The organism is Klenkia soli (assembly GCF_900103975.1).
Classification (GTDB): Bacteria; Actinomycetota; Actinomycetes; order Mycobacteriales; family Geodermatophilaceae; genus Klenkia; species Klenkia soli.
Window position 1 is genome coordinate 43,483 of sequence record NZ_FNIR01000006.1, and the last position, 26,000, is coordinate 69,482.

Consider the following 26,000-nt stretch of genomic DNA (forward strand, 5'->3'; position numbering starts at 1 on the left):
TCAGCCGCGCGGGTCGACGACCAGCCGGACGACGCAGCCGTCGCCGTTCTCCAACGGCGCGGTGGTCATGCGGTCGACCGCACGCCGGGCCAGCCACAGGCCCATGCCGCCGACCGAGAGGTCGTCGCCGTGGGCGGGGCCGTAGCCGGCCAGCGGCTCGTCGAAGCCCTGCCCGCGGTCGGCCACCACGCACAGCACCCGGCGCTCGGTCACCCACAACCGGACGTCGACCGGCGGCACGCCGTGCTCGGCGGCGTTGGCCACGACCTCGTCGATGGCCAGCACCAGGTCCTCGGCCCCGGCGGGGTCGAGCGGTCCACCGGCCAGGCTGCTGGTCAACGCCCGGCGCAGCTCGCGCATGCTGCCGACGTCCTCGACCTCCAGGGTGGGGCGGGTGGCCTCCAGCGGGTCGGCCTCGGGTGCCGACCACAGCGAGCGGAGGACCTCGGCCGGGTCGCGCCGGGTCGGGTTGAGCACGGGTCCGTCCGCGGCGAGCACCCACGGGTGGCAGGACATCGCCTGGTCGGCGGCGGCGCCCAGGGCACGGTCGTCCACGACGCAGTAGTGGTCGACCGCCCGGTCGGCGAGCACGTGGTTCAGCAGGGCCTCGGTCTGCAACCAGGCCGGGACGCCGGCGCCGTGCACGCCGCTGCTGTCGGTGACCAGGTGCACCCGGGTACCGGTGAAGCGGTCCAGCAGCGCGGTGTAGCCGGCCAGGGCGTCGGGCGCCCGCCCGGAGAGGAGGGCCGGGTCGACGGTGTGCACGGCCTCGGCGGGAAGCCGTTGCCGCAGCGCGGTGCCCAGGCCGGAGGAGCAGGCGAGCACGACGGTGTCACCGGCCTCGAGCCCGGCGGTCAGCTCGGGCAGCAGCACCTCGGCGGAGCCGGGTCCGGGCACGCCGAACCGGGCCACGTGCACGTAACCCTCCGCGCGCCGTGACCGCAGACCCCCGCTGCTGGTCGCCACCATCCCTGCATGCCCGCGATACCGGGGCGCAACCCTGGCCCGGGGTGATTCCCACCGCCGGGGGCATGTCGACGACGACCCCGGCGTTCGGGCCGGTGTGCATGCCGACGTGGTGGTCATCGGGGCGGGTCAGGCCGGGTTGTCCGCCGCCCACCACCTGCAGCGGGCCGGCGCCGACTTCGTCGTGCTCGACGCCGACGCCGCGCCCGGTGGCGCCTGGCAGCACCGGTGGTCCTCGCTGCGCCTGGACCGGGCCAACGGGATCGCGGACCTGCCCGGGCTCCCGCTGACCGGGGACCCCGCCGAGCGGGCCTCGACCGCGATGGCCCGGTACTTCGCCGAGTACGAGGCGCACTTCGCCCTGCCGGTGCGCCGCCCGGTCGCCGTCCGGCGGGTCACCCGCACCGACGACGGCTTCGCCCTGGACACCGGTGAGGGGACCTGGACCACCCGCGGGCTGGTCAACGCCACGGGTACCTGGTCGCGGCCGTTCTGGCCGGCCTACCCGGGCCGCGGGACCTTCCGCGGTCGGCAGCTGCACGCGGCGCAGTTTCCCGAGGCGGCGGACTTCGCCGACCAGCACGTGCTGGTCGTGGGCGGCGGCATCTCGGCGCTGCAGCTGCTGGTGGAGGTCGCGGAGGTCACCCGCACGACCTGGGTGACCCGACGTCCACCGGTCTGGCGCGACACCGACTTCGACCCCGACGCCGGCCGGGCGGCGGTCGCCCTGGTCGAGCAGCGCGTCCGGGCCGGCCTCCCCCCGGGCAGCGTCGTGTCGGTCACCGGGCTGCCGGTCACCGACGAGGTGCGCCGCGCGCGGGAGCGGGGTGTGCTCGACCGGTTGCCCGCGTTCGACCGGATGACCCCGACCGGCGTCGGCTGGGACGACCCGCGCCGTGAGCTGGACGTCGACGTCGTGCTGTGGGCGACCGGCTTCCGCGCCGCGCTGGACCACCTCGCGCCGCTGCACCTGCGCGTGCCCGGTGGCGGCATCGTCGTGGACGGCACCCGGGTGGTCGCCGAGCCGCGCCTGCACCTGGTCGGCTACGGCCCCTCGGCCAGCACGATCGGTGCCAACCGGGCCGGCCGGACCGCCGTGCAGGAGCTGCTGGCCACGCTGGCGGGCTGAGCGGCCTACCGGTCGGGGCGCGGGCGGTCCTGCCGGTGCAGCCGGACGGCGACCAGGGCGACGTCGTCCTCGGCCCGCTCGGGCAGGAACTCCTCGAGCAGGGTGTCGACCAGCTCGACGACCGGGGTGCCCACCATGCCGGGCAGCCGCTGCCGGAGCGCGTCGATGCCCTCGTCGAAGCCCTGGTCGCGGCGCTCGACGAGGCCGTCGGTGTACAGCAGCACCGTGGAGCCGCGCGAGAGCGTGACCACGTGGTCGCGGCGGGTGGCACCCGGCAGGACGCCGAGCAGCAGGTCGGCCCGCCCGCCGCCGTCGAGCAGCTGCGTGGAGCCGTCGGGGTCCAGGACGACCGGCGGCGGGTGGCCGGCGTTGGACCAGCGCAGGCGGGTGATGCCCTGCTCGGCCTCCTCGGGGGTCTGCTCCAGCCGGGCGACCACCACCGAGGCGATGGCCCCCAGCTGCAGGCCCTCGACGGCGGCGTCGAGCCGGCTGAGGACGCCGGCGGGACCGTGGTCGCTGTCGTAGGCGATGCCGCGCAGCAGGCCGCGCAGCTGGCCCATCACCGCGGCGGCCTCGATGTCGTGGCCGGCGACGTCGCCGATGACCAGCACGGTGGCGCCGTCGGGCTGGGTGAAGGCGTCGTACCAGTCGCCGCCGACCTGGGCCTCGCGGGCGGCGGGGACGTAGCGGACGGCCATCTGCACGTGGTCGGGCTGCGGCGGCTCGGACAGCATGCTGCGCTGCAGCGTCACCGCGGTGCGGGCCACCCGGCGGGAGCGGGCGTACAGGGCCTCGAGCAGGTTGTGCCGCAGCTCGACCGCCTCGGCGACCTCGGCCGCCGTCCACGGCTCGGAGCGGCCCCGGACGGTCTCCTCCCAGCGGGCGAAGGACTTGCGCGGGCTGATCCGCACGTGGTCGCCCTCGGGCACGAGCTCGGCCTTGCGGTGGGGGTCGCCGCCCCAGTCGACCGTGCGGATCTTCTCCTGCCGGACCCACAGCACGTACTGGCCCTCGGGCAGCGGGACGGCGAGGACGCCGCAGGCCACCTCGGTGGGCACACCCAGCGCGGGGGCGTCGGCGGTCAGGCAGTCGGTGGCGACGGCCTCGCGCGACTGGCCGGCAGCCCACTCGGCCACCGCCGCGCAGACCGCGGGGTCCAGCGGGGTCCCGCGGAGGGCGGAGTGGCCCTGCAGCTCGACCGCGACGGTGTCGGCGTCGACGAGGTCGAGCAGGTCGGGGGTGCCCAGCAGGGAGTCGGCCAGCGGCCGCTCCTCGTCGAGGGTCGCGGCGGTCAGCCAGGCCAGGGTGGAGCGGGCCCGCAGGGCGCGGCGGACCTCCTCCTCGGCGGCGCGGTCGACCAGGCGCAGCGACAGCGTGGAGGCCAGGAACTCGGCGGCGGCGCGGGTGGCGTAGGGCGGGGCGTGCGGGCCGGCGTAGTGGTGGCAGGCGATGAGGCCCCAGAGCTTGTCGTCGCGCAGCAGCGAGATCGACATGGAGGCGGCCACCCCCATGTTGCCGAGGTACTCGACGTGGATGGGGGAGACGCTGCGCAGCGTGGAGTAGGTGAGGTCCAGCGGCTTGCCGGTGACCGGGTGGTCGACCGGGTGGATGAGGGCCGGTGCGTAGGGCACCTCGGAGATCAGCCGGATCCAGTTCTTCTCGTACAGCGCCCGGGCCTGCGCCGGGATGTCGGAGGCCGGGTAGTGCAGCCCGAGCAGGGTCTCCAATCCGCCGTGCTGGGCCTCGGCGACGACCTCGCCGTTGAACTCCTCGTCGTAGCGGTAGAGCATCACGCGGTCAAAGCCGGTGAGGCTGCGCACCGCCTCGACGGTGATGTCGTAGAGGTCCTGCAGCTCGGTCGCCCGGTTCAGCTCGGCGATGGTGCCGCGCACGGCCTGGTAGGTGTTCGGGAAGCTGAACGGCCGCGGGCCGAAGGCCGGTTCCAGCTCGATCACCAGGCTGCTGGCCAGCGGGCGGCCGGCGGCGTCCAGGGGCACCTCGGCCGAGTTCAGCTGCTGGTGGCCGGGCGCGCCGTGCACCGCGCGGTGCAGGATCGCGTCCACCGGCACGGGAGTGCCGTCGCGGTCCAGGGTCAGCTCGACCGGGTTGCGCTCGCGCAGGTCGCCGAAGGCGGCCGCGCTGCGGGCCACGGCCTGGGCGGGGACGGTGCCGAGCACCTCGGCCAGGGGGCGGCCCAGCGCCTGGGTCCAGGGGATGCCCACGACGTCGAGGAGGTTCTCCGACACCTGCTCGACCAGGAGGTCCGGTTCGCTCACCGCGAGCAGCGCCCCGCGGGGCTGGATGCTGCCGGGGACGTGGATCGGCTCGCGCTCGCAGTTGGACAGGTCGACCGGCGTGCCGGGGGCCAACCACGGGCCGGGCTGGGTCTCCGTCACGCGGATGCATCTCCGGGGTCGGTCGGTCGGCCCGCGGCGCGCGACGCCGGCTGCTCGACGTCGGTGCACCACAGGGCCATCGTGGCGAAGGTACGGCGTGCGGCCGCCACGAGCGCGTCGGGATCGCCCCCGCGGGCCACGTGGTCCCGCACGCTGCGCCGGAAGGACGCCCACCGCGCCCCGGTCTGGTCGCCGTAGGGGCTGAAGGCCGACAACCGACCGACCCCGGCCAGGGCCGGCAGGGTGCCCAGGTGCCGGTCGATGAACACCCCGCCCAGCGTCGAGCCCTCGAGCACGTACATGGTGCCCAGCGCCTCGGCGGTGGACGCCGGGGCGGGGAGGTGGGGGCCCGGGCCAGGGCCCGGTGGCGCGTCGAGGGCGTCGAGGTCGGCGGCGAAGAGGTCCGACCGCCGGCGCGCGGACCAGTCGACGTCCGCGGCGTCGTCCGGGCGGGCCGCGGCCCAGGCGTCGAGGCCGGCCTCGGCCGTCGTCCAGAAGGCGTGCATGCGGCCGAGGACGGCGATCAACCGGGCCGGGGTGAGGCCCGGGTCGAGCAGGTCGAGGGTGTCCTCGAGCTGCTGGTGCTCGGTCGCGGTGGCGGTGCGCAGCTGGAGCATCACGTCCGGGGCGGGACGCGGGTGCTCGATCGGGTCCGCCGTCATCGCTCACCGATCCTAGTCGAGCCGGGCCCGGGTCCGGCCGCGAGCCGGGCCGACCGGAGAGCCAGGTGCAGGGCGAGCCGGTCGCCGCCGTCGGCCAGGTCCAGCCCGCCCAGCTCGGCGATCCGGCCCAGCCGGTAGTACAGCGTCTGCCGGTGCACGACCAGCTCGGCGGCCGCCCGCTGCGGGGACCCCGCGTGGTCCAGCCACACCTCGGCGGTGCGGCTGAGCACCGGGTCGGCCAGCAGCGCCGCCAGGGCGGGGTCGGGGCCGCCGAGCCGCACGACCTGCCGCCAGGCACCGAGCTCGGCCCACGAGGCCACCGGCGCCAGCCGTGGGTCGACCGCCGCCACCCGCGCGGCGTCGGACGCCTCGCGCCACTGCCGGGGCAGCTCCCGGCACCCCACCGCCGGGCTGCCCACGCCGGCGGTGCTGCCGCGGGGGAGCCGGTGCAGGGCAGCGGCGGACACCGCGACCGCGGGCCGGTCGTCGCGCCGGTGCGGCAGGGGGAGGAGGACGGCGACCAGCGGACCGAGCACCGCGCTGATCGCCCCCGCGCCGGGCGGCTCCCAGCCGGGCGGGGGGCCGTCGCCGGACGGGCGCAGCGCGACGACGGCCACGGCGGTGCCCGCGCCCAGCCGGCCGGCCAACCGGTCGGCCGCGGCGTCGTCCCCGCCGAGCGCGGCCCGCAGGTCGCCGGAGACGTCGCCCGGGGCGGGCCGGCCGGCCAGCAGCTCACCGGCCCGGTCGGCCAGCGCGCAGGCCTGCGCGAGCCCGGGCGGGTCGGGGTCGGCCAGGTCGGTGCGGCCCTCGTCCAGCAGCCACAACCAGCCGTGCAGCCGTCCGCGGTGCCGCACGGGGAGGCACAGCCGGGTGAGGATCCCGGCCGCCGGGTCGGCCGGCGTGCGCAGCGGGCCGGTGGCCCGGTCGATGCCGAAGTCGGTGAACCACCGGCGGGTGTCCGCGGTCGACCCGCGGGTCAGGATCGACCGGGTGCGGACGGCGTCCAGCCCGGTCAGCACCTCGTCGCCCTGCGCGCAGAAGGCCAGCAGGGTGAACTCGGGGTCCTCCAGGGTCGCGGGGGCGCCGAGCAGCCGGGACACCTCGTCCACGAGGTCCTGGAGGTCGTCCCGCATCAGACGATCGTACGAAGGACTCCGGACAGCTGTCGCTGGTGACCGTGCGCACCTCACTCCTACGGTCGAGCCAGTCGCTGCTCCCCAGGAGGTCCCGGTGCTCGGTCAGGCCCTGCTCGTCGCGTCCCGCCGCCCCGGCCTGCGCAAGGTCGTCGTCGGCACACCGGTCACCCGGCGCGTGGTCGACCGCTTCGTCGCCGGCGAGGCCCTGCCCGACGCCCTCGCGGCGGTCGACGCGCTGCGCCGCGACGGCATCGCGGTCACCCTCGACCACCTCGGCGAGGACATCACCACCCGCGCGGAGGCGGTGGCCTCGCGCGACGCCTACCTGGCCCTGCTCGAGGGGCTGGCGCCGCAGCAGCTGGGCCGCGCCGCCGAGGTGTCGGTGAAGCTCTCCGCCTTCGGCCAGGCCCTCCCCGGCGGGCACGACCTGGCCCTGGAGCTGGTCCGCCCGGTGGCCGAGGCGGCGACCGCGGCCGGCACCACGGTCACCCTGGACATGGAGGACCACACCACGGTCGACTCCACCCTCGCCGTCCTCGCCGAGCTGCGCCGTGACCACCCGGGCACCGGCGCCGTCCTGCAGGCGGCCCTGCACCGCAGCGAGGCCGACGCCCGCGACCTCGCGGTCGCGGGCTCCCGGGTCCGGCTGGTCAAGGGCGCCTACGCAGAGCCCCGCACGGTCGCCTTCACCGACAAGGCCGAGGTCGACGCCGCCTACCGGCGCTGCCTGGAGGTGCTGCTCACCGGCGACGGCTACCCGATGGTCGGCACGCACGACCCCGCGATGATCGCCCTCGCGCTGGACCTGGTGCGCCGCACCGCCCGGTCGGCCGACAGCTACGAGTTCCAGCTGCTCTACGGCATCCGCACCGGCGAGCAGCAGCGGCTGGCCGCCGCCGGGTACACCGTGCGGGCCTACGTGCCCTACGGCGCCGACTGGTACGGCTACTTCATGCGCCGGCTGGCCGAGCGCCCCGCCAACGTCCAGTTCTTCCTCCGCTCCCTCGTGAAAGGCTGATCACCCCGTGGACGGCATCACCCAGGTCCCCGCCCCCCGCAACGAGCCGGTGCTGGACTACGCGCCCGGCTCGCCCGAGCGCGCGCAGCTGCAGGCCGAGCTGACCCGGCTCGCCGCGTCCCCCGAGGAGCTGACCGCCACCATCGGCGGCCGGCAGCGGAGGGCCGGCGGCGCGGCCTTCGACGTCGTCGCCCCGCACGCCCACGCCCAGGTCCTGGGGACGTCGGCGCACGCCACGGCCGCCGACGCCACCGAGGCGATGGCCGCGGCCAAGGCCGCCGCCCCCGGCTGGGCCGAGCTCTCGCAGGACGACCGCGCCGCCGTGTTCCTCAAGGCCGCCGACCTGCTCGCCGGGCCGTGGCGGCAGACGCTCAACGCCGCCACCATGCTCGGCCAGAGCAAGACCGCGCAGCAGGCCGAGATCGACAGCGCCTGCGAGCTGGCCGACTTCTGGCGCTACAACGTCCACTTCGCGCGCCAGATCCACGCCGAGCAGCCGTTGAGCTCGCCCGGCGTCTGGAACCGCGTCGACCACCGCCCGCTGGAGGGCGTGGTCTACGCGGTCACCCCGTTCAACTTCACCGCCATCGCCGGCAACCTGCCCACCGCGCCGGCGCTCATGGGCAACACGGTCGTGTGGAAGCCCGCGCCGACCCAGCAGTTCGCCGCCCACCAGCTGATGCGGCTGCTCGAGGCCGCCGGCCTGCCCGACGGGGTCATCAACATGCTGCCCGGCGACGGCGTCGCGGTCTCCGACGTCGTCCTGGCCGACCGCGACCTGGCCGGCATCCACTTCACCGGCTCGACCGCGGTCTTCCAGCACCTGTGGCGCACGGTGGGGCAGAACATCGCCGACTACCGCACCTACCCGCGCATCGTGGGCGAGACCGGCGGCAAGGACTTCGTGTTCGCCCACCCCTCGGCCGACCTCGAGGTGCTGCGCACGGCGCTGGTGCGCGGCGCCTTCGAGTACCAGGGCCAGAAGTGCTCGGCGGCCTCGCGGGCCTACGTGCCGCGCTCGCTGTGGACCAAGCTCCGCGACGACCTCGCGGGCCTGGTCGACTCGCTGCCGATGGGACCGGTCACGGACTTCTCGAACTTCCTGGGCGCGGTCATCGACGCGAAGTCGTTCTCAAAGCTGTCCGGTGTGCTCGACCGCGCCCGCACCGACGACGCGCTCACCGTGGTCGCCGGCGGCACCGCCGACGACGGCGAGGGGTACTTCGTCCGGCCGACCGTCCTGGAGGGCACCGACCCGGAGCACGACGTCTTCCGCACCGAGTTCTTCGGCCCGGTGCTGGCGGTGCACGTCTACGAGGACGCCGACCACGACGCCGTCCTCGCCCAGATGGAGTCGGTGGCCCCGTACGCGCTGACCGGTGCGGTCATCGCCCAGGACCGGACGGCGATCGCGCACGCCCAGCGGGTGCTCCGCAACGCCGCGGGCAACTTCTACGTCAACGACAAGCCCACCGGCGCCGTCGTCGGCCAGCAGCCCTTCGGCGGCGCCCGGGCCTCGGGGACCAACGACAAGGCCGGTGCCGCGCAGAACCTGCAGCGCTGGACGTCGACGCGGGTGATCAAGGAGACCTTCGCCCCGCCGCGCGACCACCGGTACCCCTATCAATCGTGACCCTCCGGGTCACACCGCGGCCAACGGCCGTCCCCCGGCTGCGCTGAGCGCGTCCGGTCCCTCCTCGGGGAGGGATCCTCGTCCCTCGGGCCCCTCCCGTCGTCAGGACGAGGTGCGGCTCGGGTCCCGCTCCTCGGCGAGCTCGGCCAGCAGGGCGTCCACCGTCTGCTGGGCCGAGCCCTCGCCCGAGTACGCGTGGCCGGGCTCGTCGTCGGCCAGCGGCTCGAGGGTGGCCAGCTGGCTGTCCAGGAGCGAGCCCGGCATGTAGTGGCCCTTCCGCTCCCGCAGGCGTTGCACCAGCACCTCGCGCGGGGTGTCGATGTGGGCGAACCACACCGAGGGGTGCCCGTCGCGCAGCAGGTCCCGGTACTCCCGCCGCAGCGCCGAGCAGGTGATCACCAGGTCGGTGCCGGCGGACTCGTGCTCGCCGATCCGACCGGCCACCGCCCGCAGCCAGGGCCAGCGGTCCTCGTCGGTGAGCGGGGTGCCCGAGCGCATCTTCTCGACGTTGGCCGCCGGGTGAAGGTCGTCGCCCTCCACGAAGTCGCAGCCCAACGCCTGCGCGATGCCCACCCCGACGGTGGACTTGCCGGTGCCCGACACCCCCATCACGACGACGGAGACGGTGGTCGGCGGGGGAGCGGTGTCGGCCATGCCCCGACCGTAGGTGACGCAGCCGGTCGGGCATGATCCGTGGACGGTGAGCAACGGGGCTGAGGGTCTGACGGGGTCGGTCTGGCGGTCGCCGGCGATCCGCGCCCTCGTCGCCGCCTCGGCCCTGGGCTTCACCAGCTTCGCCGTCACCCTGTCGGCCCTGCCCTCGTACGCGGTCGCCGGCGGTGCGGCGATCGGCTCCGCCGGCCTGGTCACGACGGTCTTCCTCGTCGTCACGGTGCTGACCCAGGCCGCCGTCCCCCGGTTGGTGGCGCGGTTCGGCCTCGGCCCCGTGCTGGGGGCCGGGCTGCTGGCCCTGGGGGCGCCGTCGCCGCTGTACCTGGTGGACGACGCGCTGGGCTGGCTCTGCCTGGTGTCCGTCGTGCGCGGGGCCGGGTTCGGCGTCCTCACGGTGCTGGGCTCGACCATCGCCGCGCGGGCGGTCCCGGCCTCCCGGCGGGGGGAGGCGCTGGGTGTCTACGGGCTGGCCCTCGGGCTGCCCACCCTGCTGGCCACCCCGGCCGGCGTGGCCCTGACCCTCGCCGGCCACGTGGAGGTGGTCGTCGCCGTCGCGACGGCGCCGGTCCTGGGGCTGCTGGTGGTGCCGGCGCTCGTGCGGTCGGTGCCGGCGTCGGTGACCGCTGCGTCCGGCGGCTCCTCGCGCTCGGCCGCCCGGGCGGCCGCGGCGCCCTCGGCGGTCCTGCTGGTCGTGACGCTGGCCAGCGCCGGCCTGGTCACCTTCCTGCCGATCGCCCGTCCCGACGGGTCGGTCGCCACCCTGGCGCTGCTGGCCTTCGGCGTCGTCGCCGCGCTGACCCGGTGGGGCGGTGGCGTGCTCGCCGACCGGATGGGGGTGCGGGTGCTGCTGGTGCCGGCGCTGCTGGCGGCGACCACCGGGTTGCTGCTGCTGGGCATCGGGCTGTCGACGGACCTGCTGGTGGTGTTGGGTGCCGCGGTGTTCGGCGCCGGCTACGGCGGGACCCAGAACACGACCATCGTCGTCGCGATGGCCCGGGCCGGGGACGAGGGGACGACGACGGCCAGCGCGGTGTGGAACGCCTCGTTCGACGGCGGGGTCGGCCTCGGGGCGCTGCTGGTGGGCGTGCTGGCGGCGGCCGTGGGGCTCTCGTGGAGCTACGCCGTGCTCGCCGTCGCGGTGGCGCTGGTGGTGCCGCTGGCGTTCCGGGTGACGCGCTAGACGGTGCCGGCCGCGGCCCGCGCGGCGGCGACGTCCAGCAGGCCGCTGACGAACACGGCCTCGCCGGCCAGAGCGGCCAGCCAGGCCCGCAGCGCTTCCGGGTCGCGGCGGGCGGCGTCCCGCAGGGCGGTGATCCGCATGTGCCGGCCGGTGGCCTGCGCCCGGTGCGCGGGGGACAGGGTGCGGGCACCGCTGCGGGAGATCGCGGTGAACGCGGCACCCAGGTAGGTCATGTCGGCCAACTCGGTGGTGCCGGCCAGCAGCCGGTCGGCGGCGACCTGGTCGCCGGCGGCCACCAGGGCCAGGTACTCGGCGGCGCGGCGGTGCCCGTCCTGGGCTGTGCTCATCTGGGCCCTCCCGGCGGTCCGGACAGCAGAACGGCCCCGTCCGGGAGGACGGGGCCGAACTGGTGTGGGTGCGCCATCAGGGACTTGAACCCCGAACCCGCTGATTAAGAGTCAGCTGCTCTGCCAATTGAGCTAATGGCGCGGCGTCGCCGTGGACCAGCGACTCGGAGAAAGATACACGGGCTCCCGGCCCCACGACGACCCGGGGTGGCGTGTCCTGCATGACAGCGAGTTGTCAGACCCAAGGTGGACACTGGGGTGACCGCCGGTCGCGATCCGCTGCGACCGGCAGTGGGGTGAGGGGAATCTTCGTGTCGTTGCAGTTCAACCGTCGTGCCGTCCTGGCGCTGGGGGCCACCGGGGTGCTCGTCGCGCTCGCCGGGTGCGGCCCGGAGGCCTCGGGAGGTGGCAGCGCGGCCGGCACCACCACCGCAGCAGCCGACCCCGCCGTCGTCTCGCTCTCCGTCGCCGACGGCGCCACCGACGTCTCCCCGGCCACGCCGCTGCAGGCGACGGTCGTGGGCGGCACGGTCAAGCAGGTCTCGGTCACCGACGGGGCTGGCACCGTGGTCGCCGGCACGCTGAGCGAGGTGGCCCCGACCGCGGCTGCGACCCCCGCCGCGTCGTCGTCCGCGCCGTCGTCCGCGCCGTCGTCCTCGGCCGGGTCGTCCTCGGCCGCTGCCTCGTCGTCGGCCCCGGCCGACGCCGGGGTCACCAGCCTGTGGACGCCGTCCACGCCGCTGGCCTACGGCACGACCTACACGGTCACCGCCACCGCCGAGAACGCCGACGGCGACAGCAGCGACGCCAGCGGGTCGTTCACCACCGTCACGCCGGGTTCGGTCTCCACGCCGTCCATCGGCCCGCTGGACGGCACCACCGTCGGGGTCGGCATGCCGATCCGCGTCTACTTCGACCAGCCGGTCACCAACAAGGCCGAGGTCGAGCGCAACCTGGTGGTCACCAGCTCGACCCCCACCGACGGGCGGTGGAGCTGGATCAGCGACTCCGAGGTGCACTTCCGGCCCTCCACCTACTGGCCGGCCAACACCCAGGTCACCGTCGACGCCAACCTGTACGGCGTCGACCTGGGCGACGGCATCTGGGGCGAGAAGAACCGCTCGGTCTCCTTCTCCATCGGCGACAAGCACGTGTCGGTGGCCGACGCCGCCACGCACACGCTCACGGTCTCCTCCGGCGACCAGGTCGTGCAGACCTACCCGATGAGCGCCGGCAGCAACGCGAACCCGACCCGCAACGGGGCGCACGTGGTGCTCGAGAAGTTCGCCGACATCACCATGGACTCCTCCACCTTCGGCCTGGCCGTCGACGCCCCCGGTGGGTACCGCACCGACGTCGAGTACGCGACGCGCATCTCCAACAACGGCGAGTTCGTGCACGCCGCCCCGTGGTCGGTGAACCAGCAGGGCTCCAGCAACGTGTCGCACGGGTGCATCAACCTGTCGACCGACCGGGCGCAGTGGTTCTACGACTTCAGCCAGCCCGGCGACGTCGTCGAGGTCGTCAACTCGGTCGGCCCGACGCTGTCCCGCGCCGACGGCGACATCTACGACTGGTCCATCCCGTGGGACCAGTGGGTGGCCGGCAGCGCGCTCGGCTGACCCGCACCGTCATGACGGGCCCCCGATCCACGGGATCGGGGGCCCGTCGTGCGTCCGGGACGTCGACCAGGTGGTGACCCCGGGACGCAGGAACCCCCCTGGTCAGCGAGCTGACCAGGGGGGCGGGTGGGGTGAGTGACGGGACTTGAACCCGCGACATCCAGGATCACAACCTGGCGCTCTACCAGCTGAGCTACACCCACCATCGGCCCGCGGAACGGACCGGAGAGAAGAGTACCGGAGCGCTCAGCTGTCCTGCGGAGGGGCCAGCAGGGCCGCGTACGTGTCGGTCGCGGCGGTGGCCGCGGCCTGCGCCTGCTCCGTGCTCGGACCGGGCGCGGGGACGAAGACCGCACCCCGGTAGTAGGCCAGCTCGCGGATCGACTCCAGGATGTCGGCCAGCGCGCGGTGCGCCAGGCCCTTGGCCGGCTGGTTGAAGTACACCCGGGGGAACCAGCGGCGGGCCAGCTCCTTGATCGAGGAGACGTCGACCATGCGGTAGTGCAGGTGGTCGTCGAGGGTGGGCATGTCGCGCGCCAGGAAGCCGCGGTCGGTGCCGATCGAGTTGCCGCACAGCGGGGCGTTGCGCCGCTCGGGCACGAACCGCTTCACGTAGGCCAGCACCTGCTCCTCGGCCTCGGCCAGCGTGACCGTCGAGGCGCGCACCGCCTCGGTGAGCCCCGACTTGGCGTGCATGGCCACCACGACGTCGTCCATGCCGGCCAGGGCCTCGTCGTCGGCGTGGATGATGACGTCCAGACCCTCGTCGAGCACGTTCAGCTCGGAGTCGGTGACCACCACGGCGATCTCGACGAGCTTGTCCCTGGTCAGGTCCAGCCCGGTCATCTCGCAGTCGATCCAGACCAGGTTGTGTCCGCTGCTCGCCACGGGTCGCGACAGTACGCACCACGTGCACCCGGCGTCCCGCCCGCCGCACCGCGGTGGCGCGGAGGGCTGACCCACGGGCCCGGCGCCGATACGCTGCGGTCTCGCCTGCCGCAGGAGTGCATCCCATGACCCTGGACACCCACCCGGTCACCCGACGCCCGGCCGACGGCCCCCGTCCGGCACCGGCCTCGGTGCGCGCCGCCGTCCGACACCCGGTGGCCGCGCTGCGCTGGCTCTGGGCCTACGCGATGACCCCCGGCGCCCCGGGCCGGCCGACCACGCAGCAGGAGCTGCGCTGGCTCTACGGCGGCTGGCTGCTGGCCTTCGCGCTGAAGATGCTCGGTTCGTCGTGGGACGTCTCGTGGCACTTCAAGTGGTTGCGCGACGACCTCGCCCCGCCGCACCTGCTGAACTCCGCGGGCACCGTGCTCGTCGTGGCCCTGGTCGTGGTGCACAGCTGCAGCGGGCGGGGGGTCGACCGGCGGGCGCTGCGCTGGATGCAGGTGGGCACCGCGACCTTCCTGGTCGCCGTCCCGGTGGACATCATGAACCACCGGATCAACGGGCTGGACATCACCAGCTGGAGCCCCAGCCACATGCTCCTCTACGTCGGCACCGGCATCATGCTCGCCGGCGCGATCCGCGGCTGGTGGCTGTACGCGGCACCGGGCCGGGCCCGCACCGTCGTCCACCTCGGGCTGTGGCTGTTCTTCCTGGAGAACATCCTGTTCCCCAACCAGCACCAGGAGTACGGCGTGCTGTCGTTGGCCGCCTACCGCGACGGGCACACCACCGCCGAGCCGCAGCTGCTGGACTTCGCCGCCGCGCAGGGGTCCTCGCCCACCAGCTTCATGCTGCCGGTGCCGCCGTGGGTGCACCCCGCGTGGTTGATCGGCGCCGGCCTGCTGGCCCTCGTGGTCGCCCGCAGGGTGGTCGGCCTCCGCTGGACGGCGACGTTGCTCACCGCCACCTACCTCGGCTACCGGGCCGTGGTCTGGGGTCTGCTGGTCGCCACCGGCTTCCCGCCCTCGGTCCTGCCGGTGATGCTGCTGGCCGGGGCGGTGCTGGTCGACTGCGCGGTCACCTGGCGGGTGCCGGGCTGGCTGGCCGGGGTGCCGATCGCCGCTGCGGTGTTCCTCGCCGCCTTCCTGCAGGAGTTCGTCGCGGTGATCCCGCCGTGGGAGTGGCAGGTCGCCCCCTTCGTCTGCATCGGCTTCGCCCTGCTGTGGGCCGCGGTCGACCGGGTCGGGCGCACCGACCGGTGGGCGCGCTGGCAGGTCGCGGTGGCCACGGACGAGCGGGCTGCGCCGGTCCCGGGCGGCGCGCCAGCACGGTGAGTCCCGACGGGGTTGCGGGGATGCCAGTACCGTCGACCCGATGACCCAGGAGGCGCGGTGCTGACCCTCACGCCCTCGGGGCTGGAGACCGCCGCCGAACGCGCCTTCTTCGCCGAGCTGGGCAGCTGGGACACCGGTGGCTCGGTGCGCGGGGCGCTGGTCGCCTCCCTCGCCCTGTCCGACGGCCCGATGGACCGCCGGATCTGCGACGCCGTGGTGCTCGTGCCCGAGGGCATCGCGGTGGTCCGCGTGGTCGAGGTCGTCCGCCAGGCCGGCGTGGTCACCGTCCTCCCCGAGGGGTCCTGGACCATCGGTCCCGGCGCCGGTCCCGGCGACGTGCTGCGGTTGGCCGGCGGTGGGTCGACCCCGCTGGACGGCCTGATGCGGGCCGGCATGGAGGCCGCCGTCCGGCTGCGCCGGGCCGGGCTGGAGCCGGGCCGCATCGCCCGGCTCACCGTGCTGCACGGCGAGCTCACCGGCCTGGTCCCGGCCGACGGCGACCTCGGCGAGGGCGACCAGGTGGCACTGCTGGAGTCCCGCTCGTTGCTGCTGGGCATCGCCCGGGCCGGCCGGTACGCCGGCACCGACAACCCCCGCCTGTGGACGACGGCCGACGTCCGCGCCGCCCTCGAGGCGCTGGGCGTCGGCGGGCGCAGCCCCGCGGTCGAGGAGCTCAACGGCGAGGGGTTCCCCTACTCGCCCTACGTGCTGCGGCGCCGCGAGCTGCTGGCCCCCGCCACGCTGGCCAACCAGCCGGCCCTGCGCACCGCCGCGCCCACGGCCACCGGCACCCCGTCGGCCCAGGCCCCGCTCGTCGCCCCCGACTGGCCGGCCACCGGCCCCGGTTCCTCCGGCGCGCCGGTCGGGGGGCCGAACGGCCCGCTGGTCGACCCCGCGGCCGCGGCCGCACTGGCCGCCGCCGCGGCCGCCGCCGAGCCCGCGGCCCCGCCGGTCGGGCACCCCCGCACGGGCAACGACACGGTCGCGCTGACCGGGGGCCCGACGACCGGTGCCGCGCCGACCCACCAGCAGCCGACCCACCAGCAGCCGACCCACCAGCAGCCGACCCACCAGCAGCCGACCCACCAGCAGCCGACCCACCAGCAGCCGACCCACCAGCAGCCGACCCACCAGCAGCCGACCCACCAGCAGCCGACCCGCCAGCAGCCGACCCACCAGCAGCCGTTCCGCCACGAGCAGCCGGCCCAGCCGGAGTGGCACGAGACGCAGGCGATCGTGCCCCGCGGCGCGCCGCCCGCCGAGGTCGACGAGACCGGGGGCATCGGCGGCATCTTCGGCGACGACCCCGGCCCGCGGCGCCGCGACGAGCACCTCCCGTCCTGGACGCCCGCGGCCGCCCCGGTGGCCCCTGCCCGCCCGCAGCGGTCCCGCCGCGGGCTGCTGGTCGTGCTGGCCGCCCTCGTGCTGGTCGTGGTGCTCGGCGTCGGCGGGTTCCTGCTGACCCGCGGCTCGGACGGCGAGGACGACGTCGTGCAGCCCCCTCCGACCTCCTCGGCCCCACCGACGTCGGCCGGCCCGACCACCCCCGCCGGGCTCCCGGTCGGCACCACGCAGGTGGCCGGCGACACCGAGTACACCCTCGAGGTGTCCGCCTACGACAGCAGCTGCCGGAGCCACGCCTACGGCGCCATCACCTCCTTCTTCACCACGACCGACTGCCTCGGGCTGTCCCGGTCGTTGTGGTCGGCCGACGTGGACGGCGTGCCCGCGGTCGTGTCGGTCTCCCGGGTGACCATGCCCGACGCGGCCCGCGCGCAGGCCCTGCTGTCGCTGACCGACGTGTCCGGCACCGGCAACGTGAGCGACCTGCTGCGCGAGGGCTCCCGCTACGACGGCGGCCCCGGGGCGCTCTCGGACGCGAAGTACCAGAGCGACCTGCAGGACGACGTCGCGATCATCGTCGAGACGTCGTGGGTCGACGCCGCCGGCGACCCGGCGGGCCTGCAGCAGCTGGCCGACGACGGGGTGCAGCTGACCCCGACCCGCTGATCCCGGGCGGCCGCGGCGGCTCAGGCGGTGGCTCAGGCGGTGGCGGCGGCGAGGGCCATCGCGGTCAACCGGGCCTGCATCACCGGGCGGGACAACCGACCGCCGCTGTGCGGGGTCGAGTTGATCAGGCCGAAGAGGGCGTGCGCCCGGGCCCGGCAGTCGGCGGTGGAGGAGCCCGGCGACAACGCCGCCAGCACGCCCACCCAGTGCTCCACGTAGCGGCGCTGCAGCCGCCGGACCTGGCGCGCGTCGGCCTCGGCCAGGGCCCCCAGGTCGCGGTCCTGCACCGTGATCAGCGCCGGGTTGTCCAGCGCGAAGTCCACCTGGAAGGCGATCAGGCCCGCCAGCTGGGCGGCCGGGTCGTCACCGGCGTCGGCCAGCACCTGCTCGGCCCCGGCCAGCAGCCGCTCGCTGATCCGCAGCAGCATCTCGGCCAGCATCGCGTCCTTGCCGGCGAAGTGCCGGTAGATGGCCGGGCCGGTGACCCCGACCGCCGCGCCGATGTCGTCGACCCCCACGCTGCGCGACCCGCGCTCGGCGAACAGCCGCGCGGCGGCCTGCAGGATCTGCTCGCGGCGCGAGGGGTGGGCGGCGTCGGCGTGCAACGCGCTGTCCGGCTCCGCGGTCATGCCCACGATGTTAACCGTTGTTCACCGAACCCCTGGACCGCGGACGTGAACCGTGGTTAACCTGACGACGTGGACGCACCGGTGCTCAGCAGTGCCCCGCCCCCCGACCCCGACCTCGCGAGGGGGTGGGCGGAGCGGCACCGAGCGCTGGCCGACGACCTGGCCGAGCAGCTGCGTGCGGTGTCCGTGGGCGGCGGCGAGCGTGCGCGCACGCGGCACACCGACCGCGGCAAGCTGCTGCCGCGCGACCGGGTCGACACCCTGCTCGACCCCGGCACCCCGTTCCTCGAGCTGTCGCCGCTGGCCGCCCACGGTCTCTACGACGGCGACGCCCCGGCCGCCGGCATCATCACCGGCATCGGCCGGGTGGCCGGCCGCGAGGTCGTGGTGGTGGCCAACGACGCCACGGTCAAGGGCGGCACCTACTACCCGATGACGGTGAAGAAGCACCTGCGGGCGCAGGAGGTGGCGCTGCAGAACGAGCTGCCGTGCCTCTACCTGGTCGACAGCGGCGGGGCGTTCCTGCCGCGGCAGGACGAGGTGTTCCCCGACCGCGACCACTTCGGCCGGATCTTCTACAACCAGGCCCAGCTGTCCCGGCGCGGCATCCCGCAGCTGGCCGCCGTCCTCGGGTCGTGCACCGCCGGCGGGGCCTACGTGCCGGCCATGAGCGACGAGGCCGTGATCGTCCGCGAGCAGGGCACGATCTTCCTCGGCGGCCCGCCGCTGGTGAAGGCCGCGACCGGTGAGGTCGTCACCGCCGAGGACCTCGGCGGGGGAGACCTGCACAGCCGGGTCAGCGGGGTCACCGACCACCTGGCCGAGGACGACCAGCACGCCCTGCAGATCCTCCGCCAGATCGTGGGCACCCTCGGTCCGGTCACGCCGGCGCCCTGGGACGTCGTCCCCACCGAGGAGCCGGCCTACCCGGTCGAGAGCCTCTACGACGTCGTCCCCCCGGACAGCCGCACGCCCTACGACGTCCGCGAGGTCATCGCCCGGCTGGTCGACGGCAGCCGGTTCCACGAGTTCAAGGCCCTGTACGGGCAGACCCTGGTCACCGGGTTCGCCCGCATCCACGGCCACCCGGTCGGCATCGTGGCCAACAACGGCATCCTGTTCGGCGAGTCCGCGGTCAAGGGCGCGCACTTCGTCGAGCTGTGCGACAAGCGCAAGGTGCCGCTGCTGTTCCTGCAGAACATCAGCGGCTTCATGGTCGGCCGCGACTACGAGGCCGGCGGCATCGCCAAGCACGGCGCCAAGATGGTCACCGCGGTGGCCTGCGCCCGGGTGCCCAAGCTGACGGTGGTCATCGGCGGGTCGTTCGGCGCCGGCAACTACTCGATGTGCGGCCGGGCCTACTCGCCCCGGTTCCTGTGGACCTGGCCCAACGCCCGCATCTCGGTGATGGGCGGCGAGCAGGCCGCCGGCGTGCTCGCCACCGTCCGCCGCGACGGCCTGGAGGCCCGCGGCGAGGAGTGGTCGGCCGAGGACGAGGAGGCCTTCAAGGCCCCGGTCCGCGCGCAGTACGAGGAGCAGGGCCACCCCTACTACGCGACGGCCCGGCTCTGGGACGACGGGGTCATCGACCCCGCCGACACCAGGACCGTGCTCGGTCTCGCGCTCTCGGCGTGCTCGCACGCCCCTCTCGAGGAGGTCGGCTATGGCGTCTTCCGGATGTGAGTCAGGCTCCGGCTCAGACGCCGGCGATGCGCGGTGCGGTGGGGTCGGCGCCCTCGCCGGCGGCCGCCTCCCGCTGCACGTAGTCCTCGATCTGCTCGACGTCGTGCGCGCTGCGCTTGGCGACGGCCAGCAGGTCGCTCATCTTGCTGACCTCCTCGACCTGCTCCTTGATGAACCACTGCATGAACTGGTCGGAGGCGAAGTCGTTCTCGCGCCGGGCGATCGCGGTGAGCTCGTTGATCTGCTCCGTGACGCGCTTCTCCTGCTCGAGGGCCAGGGCGACCGGCGCGACCACGTCGGTGAAGTCGTTGATCGGGGCCGGCAGGGCCGGGATGCGCACGTCGGCGTCGGCGTCGAGCAGGTAGCGCACCATCATCATCGCGTGGCTGCGCTCCTCGGCGGCCTGGTCGAAGAACAGCTGCGCGGTCTGCTGCATCGTCTGCTGGTCGTAGTAGACCGCGCAGGCGATGTACTGCTGGTGCGCGGCGAACTCGTTGCCGATCTGCACGTTGAGCTGGTTCACGAAGGCTTCGGCGGCCACGGGGTCTCCTCGGTGCGGCTGGACGTCGCAGGAACCGTACCGACCTGCCCCTACCGAACCCGGACAGGTATGGCTAACCTCAGTTCGTGGCCAAGCAGCGCATGCCGAAGAAGAAGTGCTGCGTCGACAAGCCGCGGTGCGGGCGCTGCCCGCTCCGCGCACTCGCCGAGGGCACGCTGCCGCCGGGGTACACCGTCAAGAAGCGCCGGCTGGTCAAGGCCGACAAGGTCCTGGGGCGCGCAGCCTGACCTGCTGACGGCGGTGAGCGCCTGATGTTCACCACCGTCCTGGTGGCCAACCGCGGCGAGATCGCGGTCCGGGTCATCCGCACCCTCCGCTCCATGGGCATCCGGTCCGTCGCGGTGCACAGCGACGCCGACGCCGGTGCGCTGCACACGCGGGTCGCCGACCTCGCCGTCCCCATCGGTCCGGCTCCGGCCGCGCAGAGCTACCTGTCGATCGAGCGGATCGTGGCGGCCTGCCGGGCCACCGGTGCGCAGGCCGTGCACCCCGGCTACGGCTTCCTGTCCGAGAACGTCGAGTTCGCCCGGGCCCTGGAGGCCGCGGGCATCACCTTCATCGGCCCCCCGGTGGCCGCCATCGAGGCGATGGGCGACAAGATCCGGGCCAAGGCGACCGTGCGCGCGGCCGGCGTCCCTGTCGTCCCCGGGTCCTCGGAGCCGGGCATGGACGACGCCGCGGTCGCCGCGGCCGCCGTCGAGGCCGGGTTCCCCGTGCTGCTCAAGCCGTCGGCCGGCGGCGGCGGCAAGGGCATGCGGGTGGTCACCGCTGAGCACGAGCTGGCCGAGCAGATCGCCGGCGCCCGCCGGGAGGCCCGGTCCTCCTTCGGCGACGACACCCTGCTGGTCGAGCGGTACGTGGGCAACAGCCGGCACATCGAGGTGCAGGTGATGGCCGACAGCCACGGGGCCGTCGTCCACCTCGGCGAGCGCGAGTGCTCGCTGCAGCGCCGGCACCAGAAGGTCGTCGAGGAGGCCCCCTCGCCCCTGCTGTCGGCCCGCATGCGGGCCACGATGGGCCAGGCCGCCGTCGACGCCGCGGCCGCCGTCGGCTACACCGGGGCCGGCACCGTCGAGTTCATCGTGGACGCCGACAACCCGCGCGACTTCTTCTTCCTGGAGATGAACACCCGGCTGCAGGTCGAGCACCCGGTCACCGAGGCGATCACCGGGCTGGACCTGGTCGAGCTGCAGGTACGGGTGGCCGCGGGCGAGCAGCTGCCCTTCGAGCAGGCCGACGTCGAGCTCGGCGGCCACGCCATCGAGGCCCGGGTCTACGCCGAGGACCCCGCGCGGGGCTTCCTGCCGCAGGCCGGCACGGTCGTCTCGTTGACCGAGGCCGACGGCGAGGGCATCCGGGTCGACAGCTCCCTGGTCGAGGGCGGGGTGGTGGGCTCGGACTACGACCCGATGCTGGCCAAGGTCATCGCCTGGGGCCCGACCCGCGAGACCGCCCGCGGTCGGCTGGTCGCGGCGCTGGGCCGCACCGCCGTCCTCGGTGTCACCACGAACGTGCCGTTCCTGCGGGCGCTGCTCAGCGACCCGGCCGTCGTGGCCGGCGACCTGGACACCGGGCTGATCGAGCGGCGCGGCGAGCAGCTGACCCGGGCCGAGGACCCGCCGGCCGGAATCTACGCCGCGGTGGCGATGGCGCTGCTGCTGGCCGACGAGCCCGGCGGGGTCGGGGGGCAGGGTGGGGCAGCCGTCGTGGACCCGTGGTCGGTGCCCGGTGGCTGGCGGGTCGGCGCGCACGCCTGGACCCCGCGCACGCTGGTGGTGCCCGGCGGCGAGCCGGTCGTCGTGCGCACCCGTGGCCGGGCCGGCGACGGCGAGGTGCGGGTCGGCGAGGGCGAGCCGCAGCGCGCGCGGGCCTGGCTGCAGGGCGACCGGCTCGCGGTCGCGCTGGACGACGTGACCACGTGGTACGCCCACGCGCGGGACGGCTCGACCGTCTGGCTGGGCGCCGAGGGCTACGCGCTGCCGTTCCGGCTCGTCGAGCGCAGCACCGGCGCGGGGACGGCGGCCTCGGCCGGTGGTGCGGTGACCGCACCCATGCCGGGCACGGTGACCGTGGTCCGGGCCGCGGTGGGCGACGAGGTGGTGGCGGGGACCCCGCTGCTGGTCGTCGAGGCGATGAAGATGGAGCACGTGCTGGTCGCGCCGCTGGACGGCGTGGTCACCGAGCTACCGGTGACGGTCGGCCACCAGGTCCGGCTGGACGAGCAGGTGGCCGTGGTGACCCCACGGGCGCCCGAGGGGGACTGAGCGATGGTGCTGGACTACCGGCTGGACACCGAGACCGAGGCGCTGCGGACGATGGTCCGCGAGTTCGCCAACGAGGTGGTGCGCCCGCAGATCGGGGCCTTCTACGAGGCCGACGAGTTCCCGACCGCGATCGTGCGGCAGATGGGCGAGCTCGGGCTGTTCGGGCTGCCCTTCCCCGAGGAGTACGGCGGCTCGGGCGGTGACTACTTCACCCTGTGCGTCGCGCTCGAGGAGCTGGCCAGGGTCGACTCCTCGGTCGCCATCACGCTGGAGGCCGGGGTCTCGCTCGGCGCCATGCCGATCTTCCGGTTCGGCACCGAGGAGCAGAAGAAGGAGTGGCTGCCCCGGCTGTGCGCCGGCGAGGCGCTGGGTGCCTTCGGGCTGACCGAGGCCGGCGGCGGCTCGGACGCCGGCTCCACCCGCACGACGGCGAAGCTCGAGGACGGCCAGTGGGTGATCAACGGCTCGAAGGCGTTCATCACCAACTCGGGCACCGAGCTCACCGAGCTGGTCACGGTCACCGCCGTCACCGGCACGAAGCCCGACGGCGGCAAGGAGATCTCGGCGATCATCGTGCCGTCGGGCACCCCGGGCTTCGTCGTCGGCCAGCGGTACTCGAAGGTCGGCTGGAACGCCTCGGACACCCGCGAGCTGTCCTTCACCGACGTCCGGGTGCCCGAGGAGAACCTGGTGGGCGAGCGGGGCCGCGGGTACGCGCAGTTCCTCTCGATCCTCGACGAGGGCCGCATCGCCATCGCCGCGCTGGCCGTCGGGCTGTGCCAGGGCTGCATCGACGAGAGCGTGAAGTACGCCGCCGAGCGCGAGGCGTTCGGCCAGGCCATCGGCCGCAACCAGGCCGTGGCCTTCATGATCGCCGACATGGAGGTGCGCGCCTCGACCGCGCGGTTGGCCTACTACCGGGCCGCCGAGAAGATGCTGCGCGGCGAGCCGTTCAAGCGCGAGGCCGCCGTCGCCAAGCTGTACAGCTCCGAGATGGCGATGGAGAACGCCCGGTACGCCACCCAGGTGCACGGCGGGTACGGCTTCATGAACGAGTTCCCGGTCGGCCGGTTCTACCGCGACGCCAAGATCCTGGAGATCGGCGAGGGCACCAGCGAGGTGCAGCGCATGCTCATCGCGAGGTCCCTCGGCATCGGCGCCTGAGGTGCGACGGGGCCGCACTCAGGCGGTGACGTCGACGAGCACCTTGCCGACGGCGGCGTCCTGCACGGCCTGGTGCGCGGCGGCGGTGTCGGCCAGGGCGTAGGTGTGCAGCGGCAGCCCGGCGTCCTCGCCGACCCGGATCGCGCCGTCGGCCAGCGCCGCGGTGATGTCGGCGACCGCCTGGGCCTTGGCCTCGGCCGGCGCGGTGTAGACCATCACGAACTGGAACCGGGTGTTCAACGCCATGAACGCGCGGGTCGGCGCGCTGAACTCGGGTCCGCCGTCGTCGGCGTAGACCGCGATCGAGGCGTGCTGGGCGACCACCTTCGTGTCCACCTCGGCGTTGGCCCGGATCGACACCTCGACGACCGCCCGGACGCCGTCCGGTGCGATCTCGCGGACCCGCGCGGCGACGTCCTCGGTCCGGTAGTCCACGACGTGGTCGGCGCCGGCCGCCCGGGCCAGCGCCGCCTTCTCGGGGGAGCTGACGGTGGTGATCACGGTGGCCCCGGCCCAGTGCGCGAGCTGGATCGCGGCGTTGCCGACCGCCCCGGCCCCGCCCTGCACGAGCACCGGGACGCCGGCCAGCGACCCGGGGGACAGCTGCCGGGGCAGGTGCTCGGCCACCGTCAGGCACCGGTGCGCGGTCATGAAGGGGATGCCCAGTGCTGCGCCGAGCTCGACGGGGTGGTCGCCCAGCGGCACGGCCTGCTCGGCCCGGACGACGGTGTGCTCGGCCGCGGTGCCGCCGGTCCGTTCCCAGGCGGCCTCCCAGACCCACACCCGCTCGCCCACGCGGTCGGCCGGGACGCCCTCGCCGACGGCGTCGACGGTGCCCGCGCCGTCCTGGTTCGGGGTCTGCGGCGTGCCCCCCGGGGTCGCGGTGCTGCGGCGCTTCCAGTCGGTGGGGTTGACCCCCGACAGGGCCAACCGCACCCGGACCTCGCCGGGGCCGGGGTCGGGGGTGGGCAGCTCGGTCAGCTGGAGGACGTCGGGGCCGCCGGACTCGGTGTAGGTGATCGCTCGCACACCACCTGCCTACAGGCGGGCCAGCTCCTCCGCCAGCGGGCCCAGGCCGAGGGGGCCCAGGTCGAGCACCCGGCGGTGCCAGTCCTTCAGGTCGAACGCCTCGCCGTGCCGGGCGCGGGCGTCCTCGCGGCACTGCAGGAACACCCGCTCGCCGACCTTGTAGACCGGCGCCTGGCCGGGCCACCCCAGGTAGCGGTGCAGCTCATCGACCAGCATCGCGTCCTCCATGGACACGTGGTCGCGGAGGAACTGCAGGGCCACGTCGTAGCTCCACCGCGTCGCGTCGAGCCCGTGCCCGGGCGGGATCGGGAGGTCCAGGTGCACCCCGATGTCCAGCACCACCCGGGCAGCCCGCAGCTCCTGGGCGTCGAGCATGCCCAGCCGGTCGCCGGCGTCGTCGAGGAACCCCAGCTCGCCCATGAGCCGCTCGGAGTACAGCGCCCAGCCCTCGGCGTGGGCGGAGCAGAAGTTCAGCAGCCGCTGCCACCGGTTCAGCGTCGCCGCGTTGTGCACGGTCTGGCCGATCTGCAGGTGGTGGCCGGGCACGCCCTCGTGGAAGACCGTCGTGGTCTCGCGCCAGGTGGTCATGTCGTCGACGTCGTCGGGCAGCGACCACCACATGCGGCCGGGCCGGCTGAAGTCCTCGGTCGGGCTGGAGTAGTAGACGCCGGCGCCGGAGGTGGGGGTCAGCCGGCCCTCGATCCGGCGCACCGGCTCGGGGATGTCGAAGTGGACGCCGTCCAGCGCGGCGATGGCCGCGTCGGCGGTGTCCTGCAGCCACCGCTGCAACGCGTCGCGGCCGCGGACCAGCCGGGCGGGGTCGGCGTCCAGCACGGCCATCGCACCGGCGACGCCCTGACCGGGGGCGATGGTCTCGGCGACGGCGGCCTTCTCGGCCACGACCCGGGCCAGCTCGGCCCAGCCCCAGGCGTAGGTCTCGTCCAGGTCGAGGTCGGCGCCGGTGAAGTAGCGGGACTCCAGCGCGTAGCGCTCGCGGCCGACGCCGTCGGCCTCGGGTGCACGCGGAAGCAGGGACCGCTCGACGTGGTCGGCGAAGTGCAGGAACGCGTCGTGCGCGCCCTCGGCTGCCCGGTCCAGCTCGCCGCGCAGCTCGACCGGTGCAGGTGCGGTGAAGGTGGTGAAGAAGCCGGGCAGGTGCGGCGTGCCGGCCCACTTCCGGGCCAGCGCGGCGGTGAGCCGGACCTGCCGGGCGGCGGCGACCTTGCCGTCGTCGGCGGCGGCGTCCAGCCCGGCCAGGTAGCCGTCGACGGCGGCGGGCAGGGCGGTGATCCGGCGGGCCACGGTGGCCCACTGCTCGGCGGTGTCCACCGGCATCAGGTCGAAGGTCGACCGGAAGTCCTGCAACGGGCACTCGATGGAGTTGAGGTCGGCCGCGGACCAGCCCGCGTCGAACCGGGCCAGCTCGGACTCCAGCCGCTCGACCATGGCGGCCCGGGCGACCTCCTCGCCGCGGTCGGCGGCCGGGCAATCGTGCAGCGCGGCCAGGGTGCGCCGCAGCAGGTCGGCCCGCGCCGCGCGGCCGGTGGGGGAGTGGTCGGGCCAGAGGTCGTCGTACCCGGGTACGCCCAGGAAGGTCGCCATCGTCGGGTCGGCGGCGGCGTACTCGTCGACGAACCGGTCGGCCAGCTGCTCCAACGGGGTCATCGGCCCAC

22 protein-coding genes and 2 tRNA genes are annotated in these 26,000 nt (G+C 74.7%); 11 read left to right on the plus strand and 13 right to left on the minus strand.

Features of this window, described 5'->3' with window-relative positions; genetic code table 11:
• A complete protein-coding gene (locus tag BLS67_RS10480) occupies window positions 1-966 on the minus strand; it encodes an ATP-binding protein (RefSeq protein WP_165617541.1) in 966 nt (321 codons plus the stop codon).
• A gap of 97 nt (window positions 967-1,063) precedes the next feature.
• Here BLS67_RS10480 and BLS67_RS10485 point away from each other — a divergent pair, with 97 nt between their 5' ends.
• On the plus strand, window positions 1,064-2,095 hold the full coding sequence (locus tag BLS67_RS10485; RefSeq protein WP_091244400.1) for an FAD-dependent oxidoreductase: 1,032 nt from the start codon (window positions 1,064-1,066) through the stop codon (window positions 2,093-2,095).
• Between the two features lie 5 nt (window positions 2,096-2,100).
• Here the strand turns inward: BLS67_RS10485 and BLS67_RS10490 are convergent, their stop codons facing one another.
• The 3 genes from BLS67_RS10490 to BLS67_RS10500 are packed head-to-tail and all read right to left on the minus strand — an operon-like array spanning window position 2,101 to window position 6,286.
• Window positions 2,101-4,491 (minus strand): SpoIIE family protein phosphatase, encoded by a 2,391-nt coding sequence (locus BLS67_RS10490; RefSeq protein ID WP_091244403.1) that lies wholly within the window; start codon window positions 4,489-4,491, stop codon window positions 2,101-2,103.
• Entirely contained in the window at window positions 4,488-5,153 is a 666-nt protein-coding gene (locus BLS67_RS23775; RefSeq protein WP_165617542.1) for a biliverdin-producing heme oxygenase, read from the minus strand. Before BLS67_RS23775 ends, BLS67_RS10490 begins: the two co-directional genes overlap by 4 nt.
• The gene (locus BLS67_RS10500; RefSeq protein ID WP_091244408.1) at window positions 5,150-6,286 is read right to left on the minus strand and encodes a PucR family transcriptional regulator; all 1,137 of its coding nucleotides are present in this window, start codon (window positions 6,284-6,286) and stop codon (window positions 5,150-5,152) included. Before BLS67_RS10500 ends, BLS67_RS23775 begins: the two co-directional genes overlap by 4 nt.
• A gap of 97 nt (window positions 6,287-6,383) precedes the next feature.
• Here BLS67_RS10500 and BLS67_RS10505 point away from each other — a divergent pair, with 97 nt between their 5' ends.
• Window positions 6,384-7,307, plus strand: a complete 924-nt coding sequence (locus BLS67_RS10505; RefSeq protein WP_091244411.1) for a proline dehydrogenase family protein — start codon at window positions 6,384-6,386, stop codon at window positions 7,305-7,307.
• A gap of 7 nt (window positions 7,308-7,314) precedes the next feature.
• Window positions 7,315-8,940 carry an L-glutamate gamma-semialdehyde dehydrogenase gene (pruA, locus tag BLS67_RS10510; protein ID WP_091244415.1) on the plus strand — a complete coding sequence of 542 codons (1,626 nt, stop codon included), beginning with the start codon at window positions 7,315-7,317 and terminating at the stop codon, window positions 8,938-8,940.
• Between the two features lie 102 nt (window positions 8,941-9,042).
• Here the strand turns inward: pruA and BLS67_RS10515 are convergent, their stop codons facing one another.
• Window positions 9,043-9,594 (minus strand): gluconokinase, encoded by a 552-nt coding sequence (locus tag BLS67_RS10515; protein WP_091244419.1) that lies wholly within the window; start codon window positions 9,592-9,594, stop codon window positions 9,043-9,045.
• A 46-nt stretch (window positions 9,595-9,640) separates the two neighbouring features.
• Between BLS67_RS10515 and BLS67_RS10520 the strand changes: the two genes are divergently transcribed.
• Complete coding sequence (locus BLS67_RS10520) at window positions 9,641-10,792, plus strand: MFS transporter (protein ID WP_091244422.1); 1,152 nt, start codon at window positions 9,641-9,643, stop codon at window positions 10,790-10,792.
• Here the strand turns inward: BLS67_RS10520 and BLS67_RS10525 are convergent.
• Together BLS67_RS10525 and BLS67_RS10530 are read right to left on the minus strand one after the other, a co-directional pair.
• Window positions 10,789-11,139: a hypothetical protein gene (locus BLS67_RS10525; protein ID WP_091244425.1), complete on the minus strand. Its 351-nt coding sequence runs from the start codon at window positions 11,137-11,139 to the stop codon at window positions 10,789-10,791. The genes BLS67_RS10520 and BLS67_RS10525 overlap by 4 nt on opposite strands.
• A gap of 69 nt (window positions 11,140-11,208) precedes the next feature.
• Window positions 11,209-11,281 (minus strand) — tRNA-Lys (locus tag BLS67_RS10530).
• A 169-nt stretch (window positions 11,282-11,450) separates the two neighbouring features.
• Between BLS67_RS10530 and BLS67_RS10535 the strand changes: the two genes are divergently transcribed.
• Entirely contained in the window at window positions 11,451-12,761 is a 1,311-nt protein-coding gene (locus tag BLS67_RS10535; protein WP_242653975.1) for a L,D-transpeptidase, read from the plus strand.
• 127 nt (window positions 12,762-12,888) lie between these two features.
• Here the strand turns inward: BLS67_RS10535 and BLS67_RS10540 are convergent.
• Both BLS67_RS10540 and orn read right to left on the minus strand, forming a co-directional pair.
• Window positions 12,889-12,964: transfer RNA gene (locus BLS67_RS10540), tRNA-His, on the minus strand.
• A gap of 43 nt (window positions 12,965-13,007) precedes the next feature.
• Window positions 13,008-13,649 carry an oligoribonuclease gene (orn, locus tag BLS67_RS10545; RefSeq protein WP_091244428.1) on the minus strand — a complete coding sequence of 214 codons (642 nt, stop codon included), beginning with the start codon at window positions 13,647-13,649 and terminating at the stop codon, window positions 13,008-13,010.
• Between the two features lie 125 nt (window positions 13,650-13,774).
• Between orn and BLS67_RS10550 the strand changes: the two genes are divergently transcribed.
• Complete coding sequence (locus tag BLS67_RS10550) at window positions 13,775-14,986, plus strand: hypothetical protein (RefSeq protein WP_091244431.1); 1,212 nt, start codon at window positions 13,775-13,777, stop codon at window positions 14,984-14,986.
• Window positions 14,987-15,043: 57 nt separating this feature from the next.
• The gene (locus tag BLS67_RS10555; protein ID WP_091244433.1) at window positions 15,044-16,996 is read left to right on the plus strand and encodes a hypothetical protein; all 1,953 of its coding nucleotides are present in this window, start codon (window positions 15,044-15,046) and stop codon (window positions 16,994-16,996) included.
• A gap of 32 nt (window positions 16,997-17,028) precedes the next feature.
• Here the strand turns inward: BLS67_RS10555 and BLS67_RS10560 are convergent, their stop codons facing one another.
• Entirely contained in the window at window positions 17,029-17,625 is a 597-nt protein-coding gene (locus tag BLS67_RS10560; RefSeq protein ID WP_091244983.1) for an SACE_7040 family transcriptional regulator, read from the minus strand.
• Window positions 17,626-17,694: 69 nt separating this feature from the next.
• On the opposite strand from BLS67_RS10560, the gene BLS67_RS10565 reads away from it, so the two are divergent.
• Window positions 17,695-19,308: a carboxyl transferase domain-containing protein gene (locus BLS67_RS10565; RefSeq protein WP_091244436.1), complete on the plus strand. Its 1,614-nt coding sequence runs from the start codon at window positions 17,695-17,697 to the stop codon at window positions 19,306-19,308.
• Between the two features lie 13 nt (window positions 19,309-19,321).
• Here BLS67_RS10565 and BLS67_RS10570 read toward each other — a convergent pair whose 3' ends face one another.
• Complete coding sequence (locus BLS67_RS10570) at window positions 19,322-19,849, minus strand: ferritin (protein WP_091244438.1); 528 nt, start codon at window positions 19,847-19,849, stop codon at window positions 19,322-19,324.
• A gap of 86 nt (window positions 19,850-19,935) precedes the next feature.
• Between BLS67_RS10570 and BLS67_RS23780 the strand changes: the two genes are divergently transcribed.
• The 3 genes from BLS67_RS23780 to BLS67_RS10580 are packed head-to-tail and all read left to right on the plus strand — an operon-like array spanning window position 19,936 to window position 23,298.
• A complete protein-coding gene (locus BLS67_RS23780; protein ID WP_165617540.1) occupies window positions 19,936-20,097 on the plus strand; it encodes a hypothetical protein in 162 nt (53 codons plus the stop codon).
• 24 nt (window positions 20,098-20,121) lie between these two features.
• The gene (locus BLS67_RS10575; RefSeq protein ID WP_091244442.1) at window positions 20,122-22,134 is read left to right on the plus strand and encodes an acetyl/propionyl/methylcrotonyl-CoA carboxylase subunit alpha; all 2,013 of its coding nucleotides are present in this window, start codon (window positions 20,122-20,124) and stop codon (window positions 22,132-22,134) included.
• A 3-nt stretch (window positions 22,135-22,137) separates the two neighbouring features.
• Window positions 22,138-23,298 (plus strand): acyl-CoA dehydrogenase family protein, encoded by a 1,161-nt coding sequence (locus BLS67_RS10580; RefSeq protein WP_242653976.1) that lies wholly within the window; start codon window positions 22,138-22,140, stop codon window positions 23,296-23,298.
• An 18-nt stretch (window positions 23,299-23,316) separates the two neighbouring features.
• Here BLS67_RS10580 and BLS67_RS10585 read toward each other — a convergent pair whose 3' ends face one another.
• Both BLS67_RS10585 and BLS67_RS10590 read right to left on the minus strand, forming a co-directional pair.
• Window positions 23,317-24,327 carry an NADPH:quinone reductase gene (locus BLS67_RS10585; protein WP_091244445.1) on the minus strand — a complete coding sequence of 337 codons (1,011 nt, stop codon included), beginning with the start codon at window positions 24,325-24,327 and terminating at the stop codon, window positions 23,317-23,319.
• Between the two features lie 9 nt (window positions 24,328-24,336).
• Window positions 24,337-25,992 carry a DUF885 domain-containing protein gene (locus BLS67_RS10590; protein WP_091244448.1) on the minus strand — a complete coding sequence of 552 codons (1,656 nt, stop codon included), beginning with the start codon at window positions 25,990-25,992 and terminating at the stop codon, window positions 24,337-24,339.
• Between the last annotated feature and the right edge of the window lie 8 nt (window positions 25,993-26,000).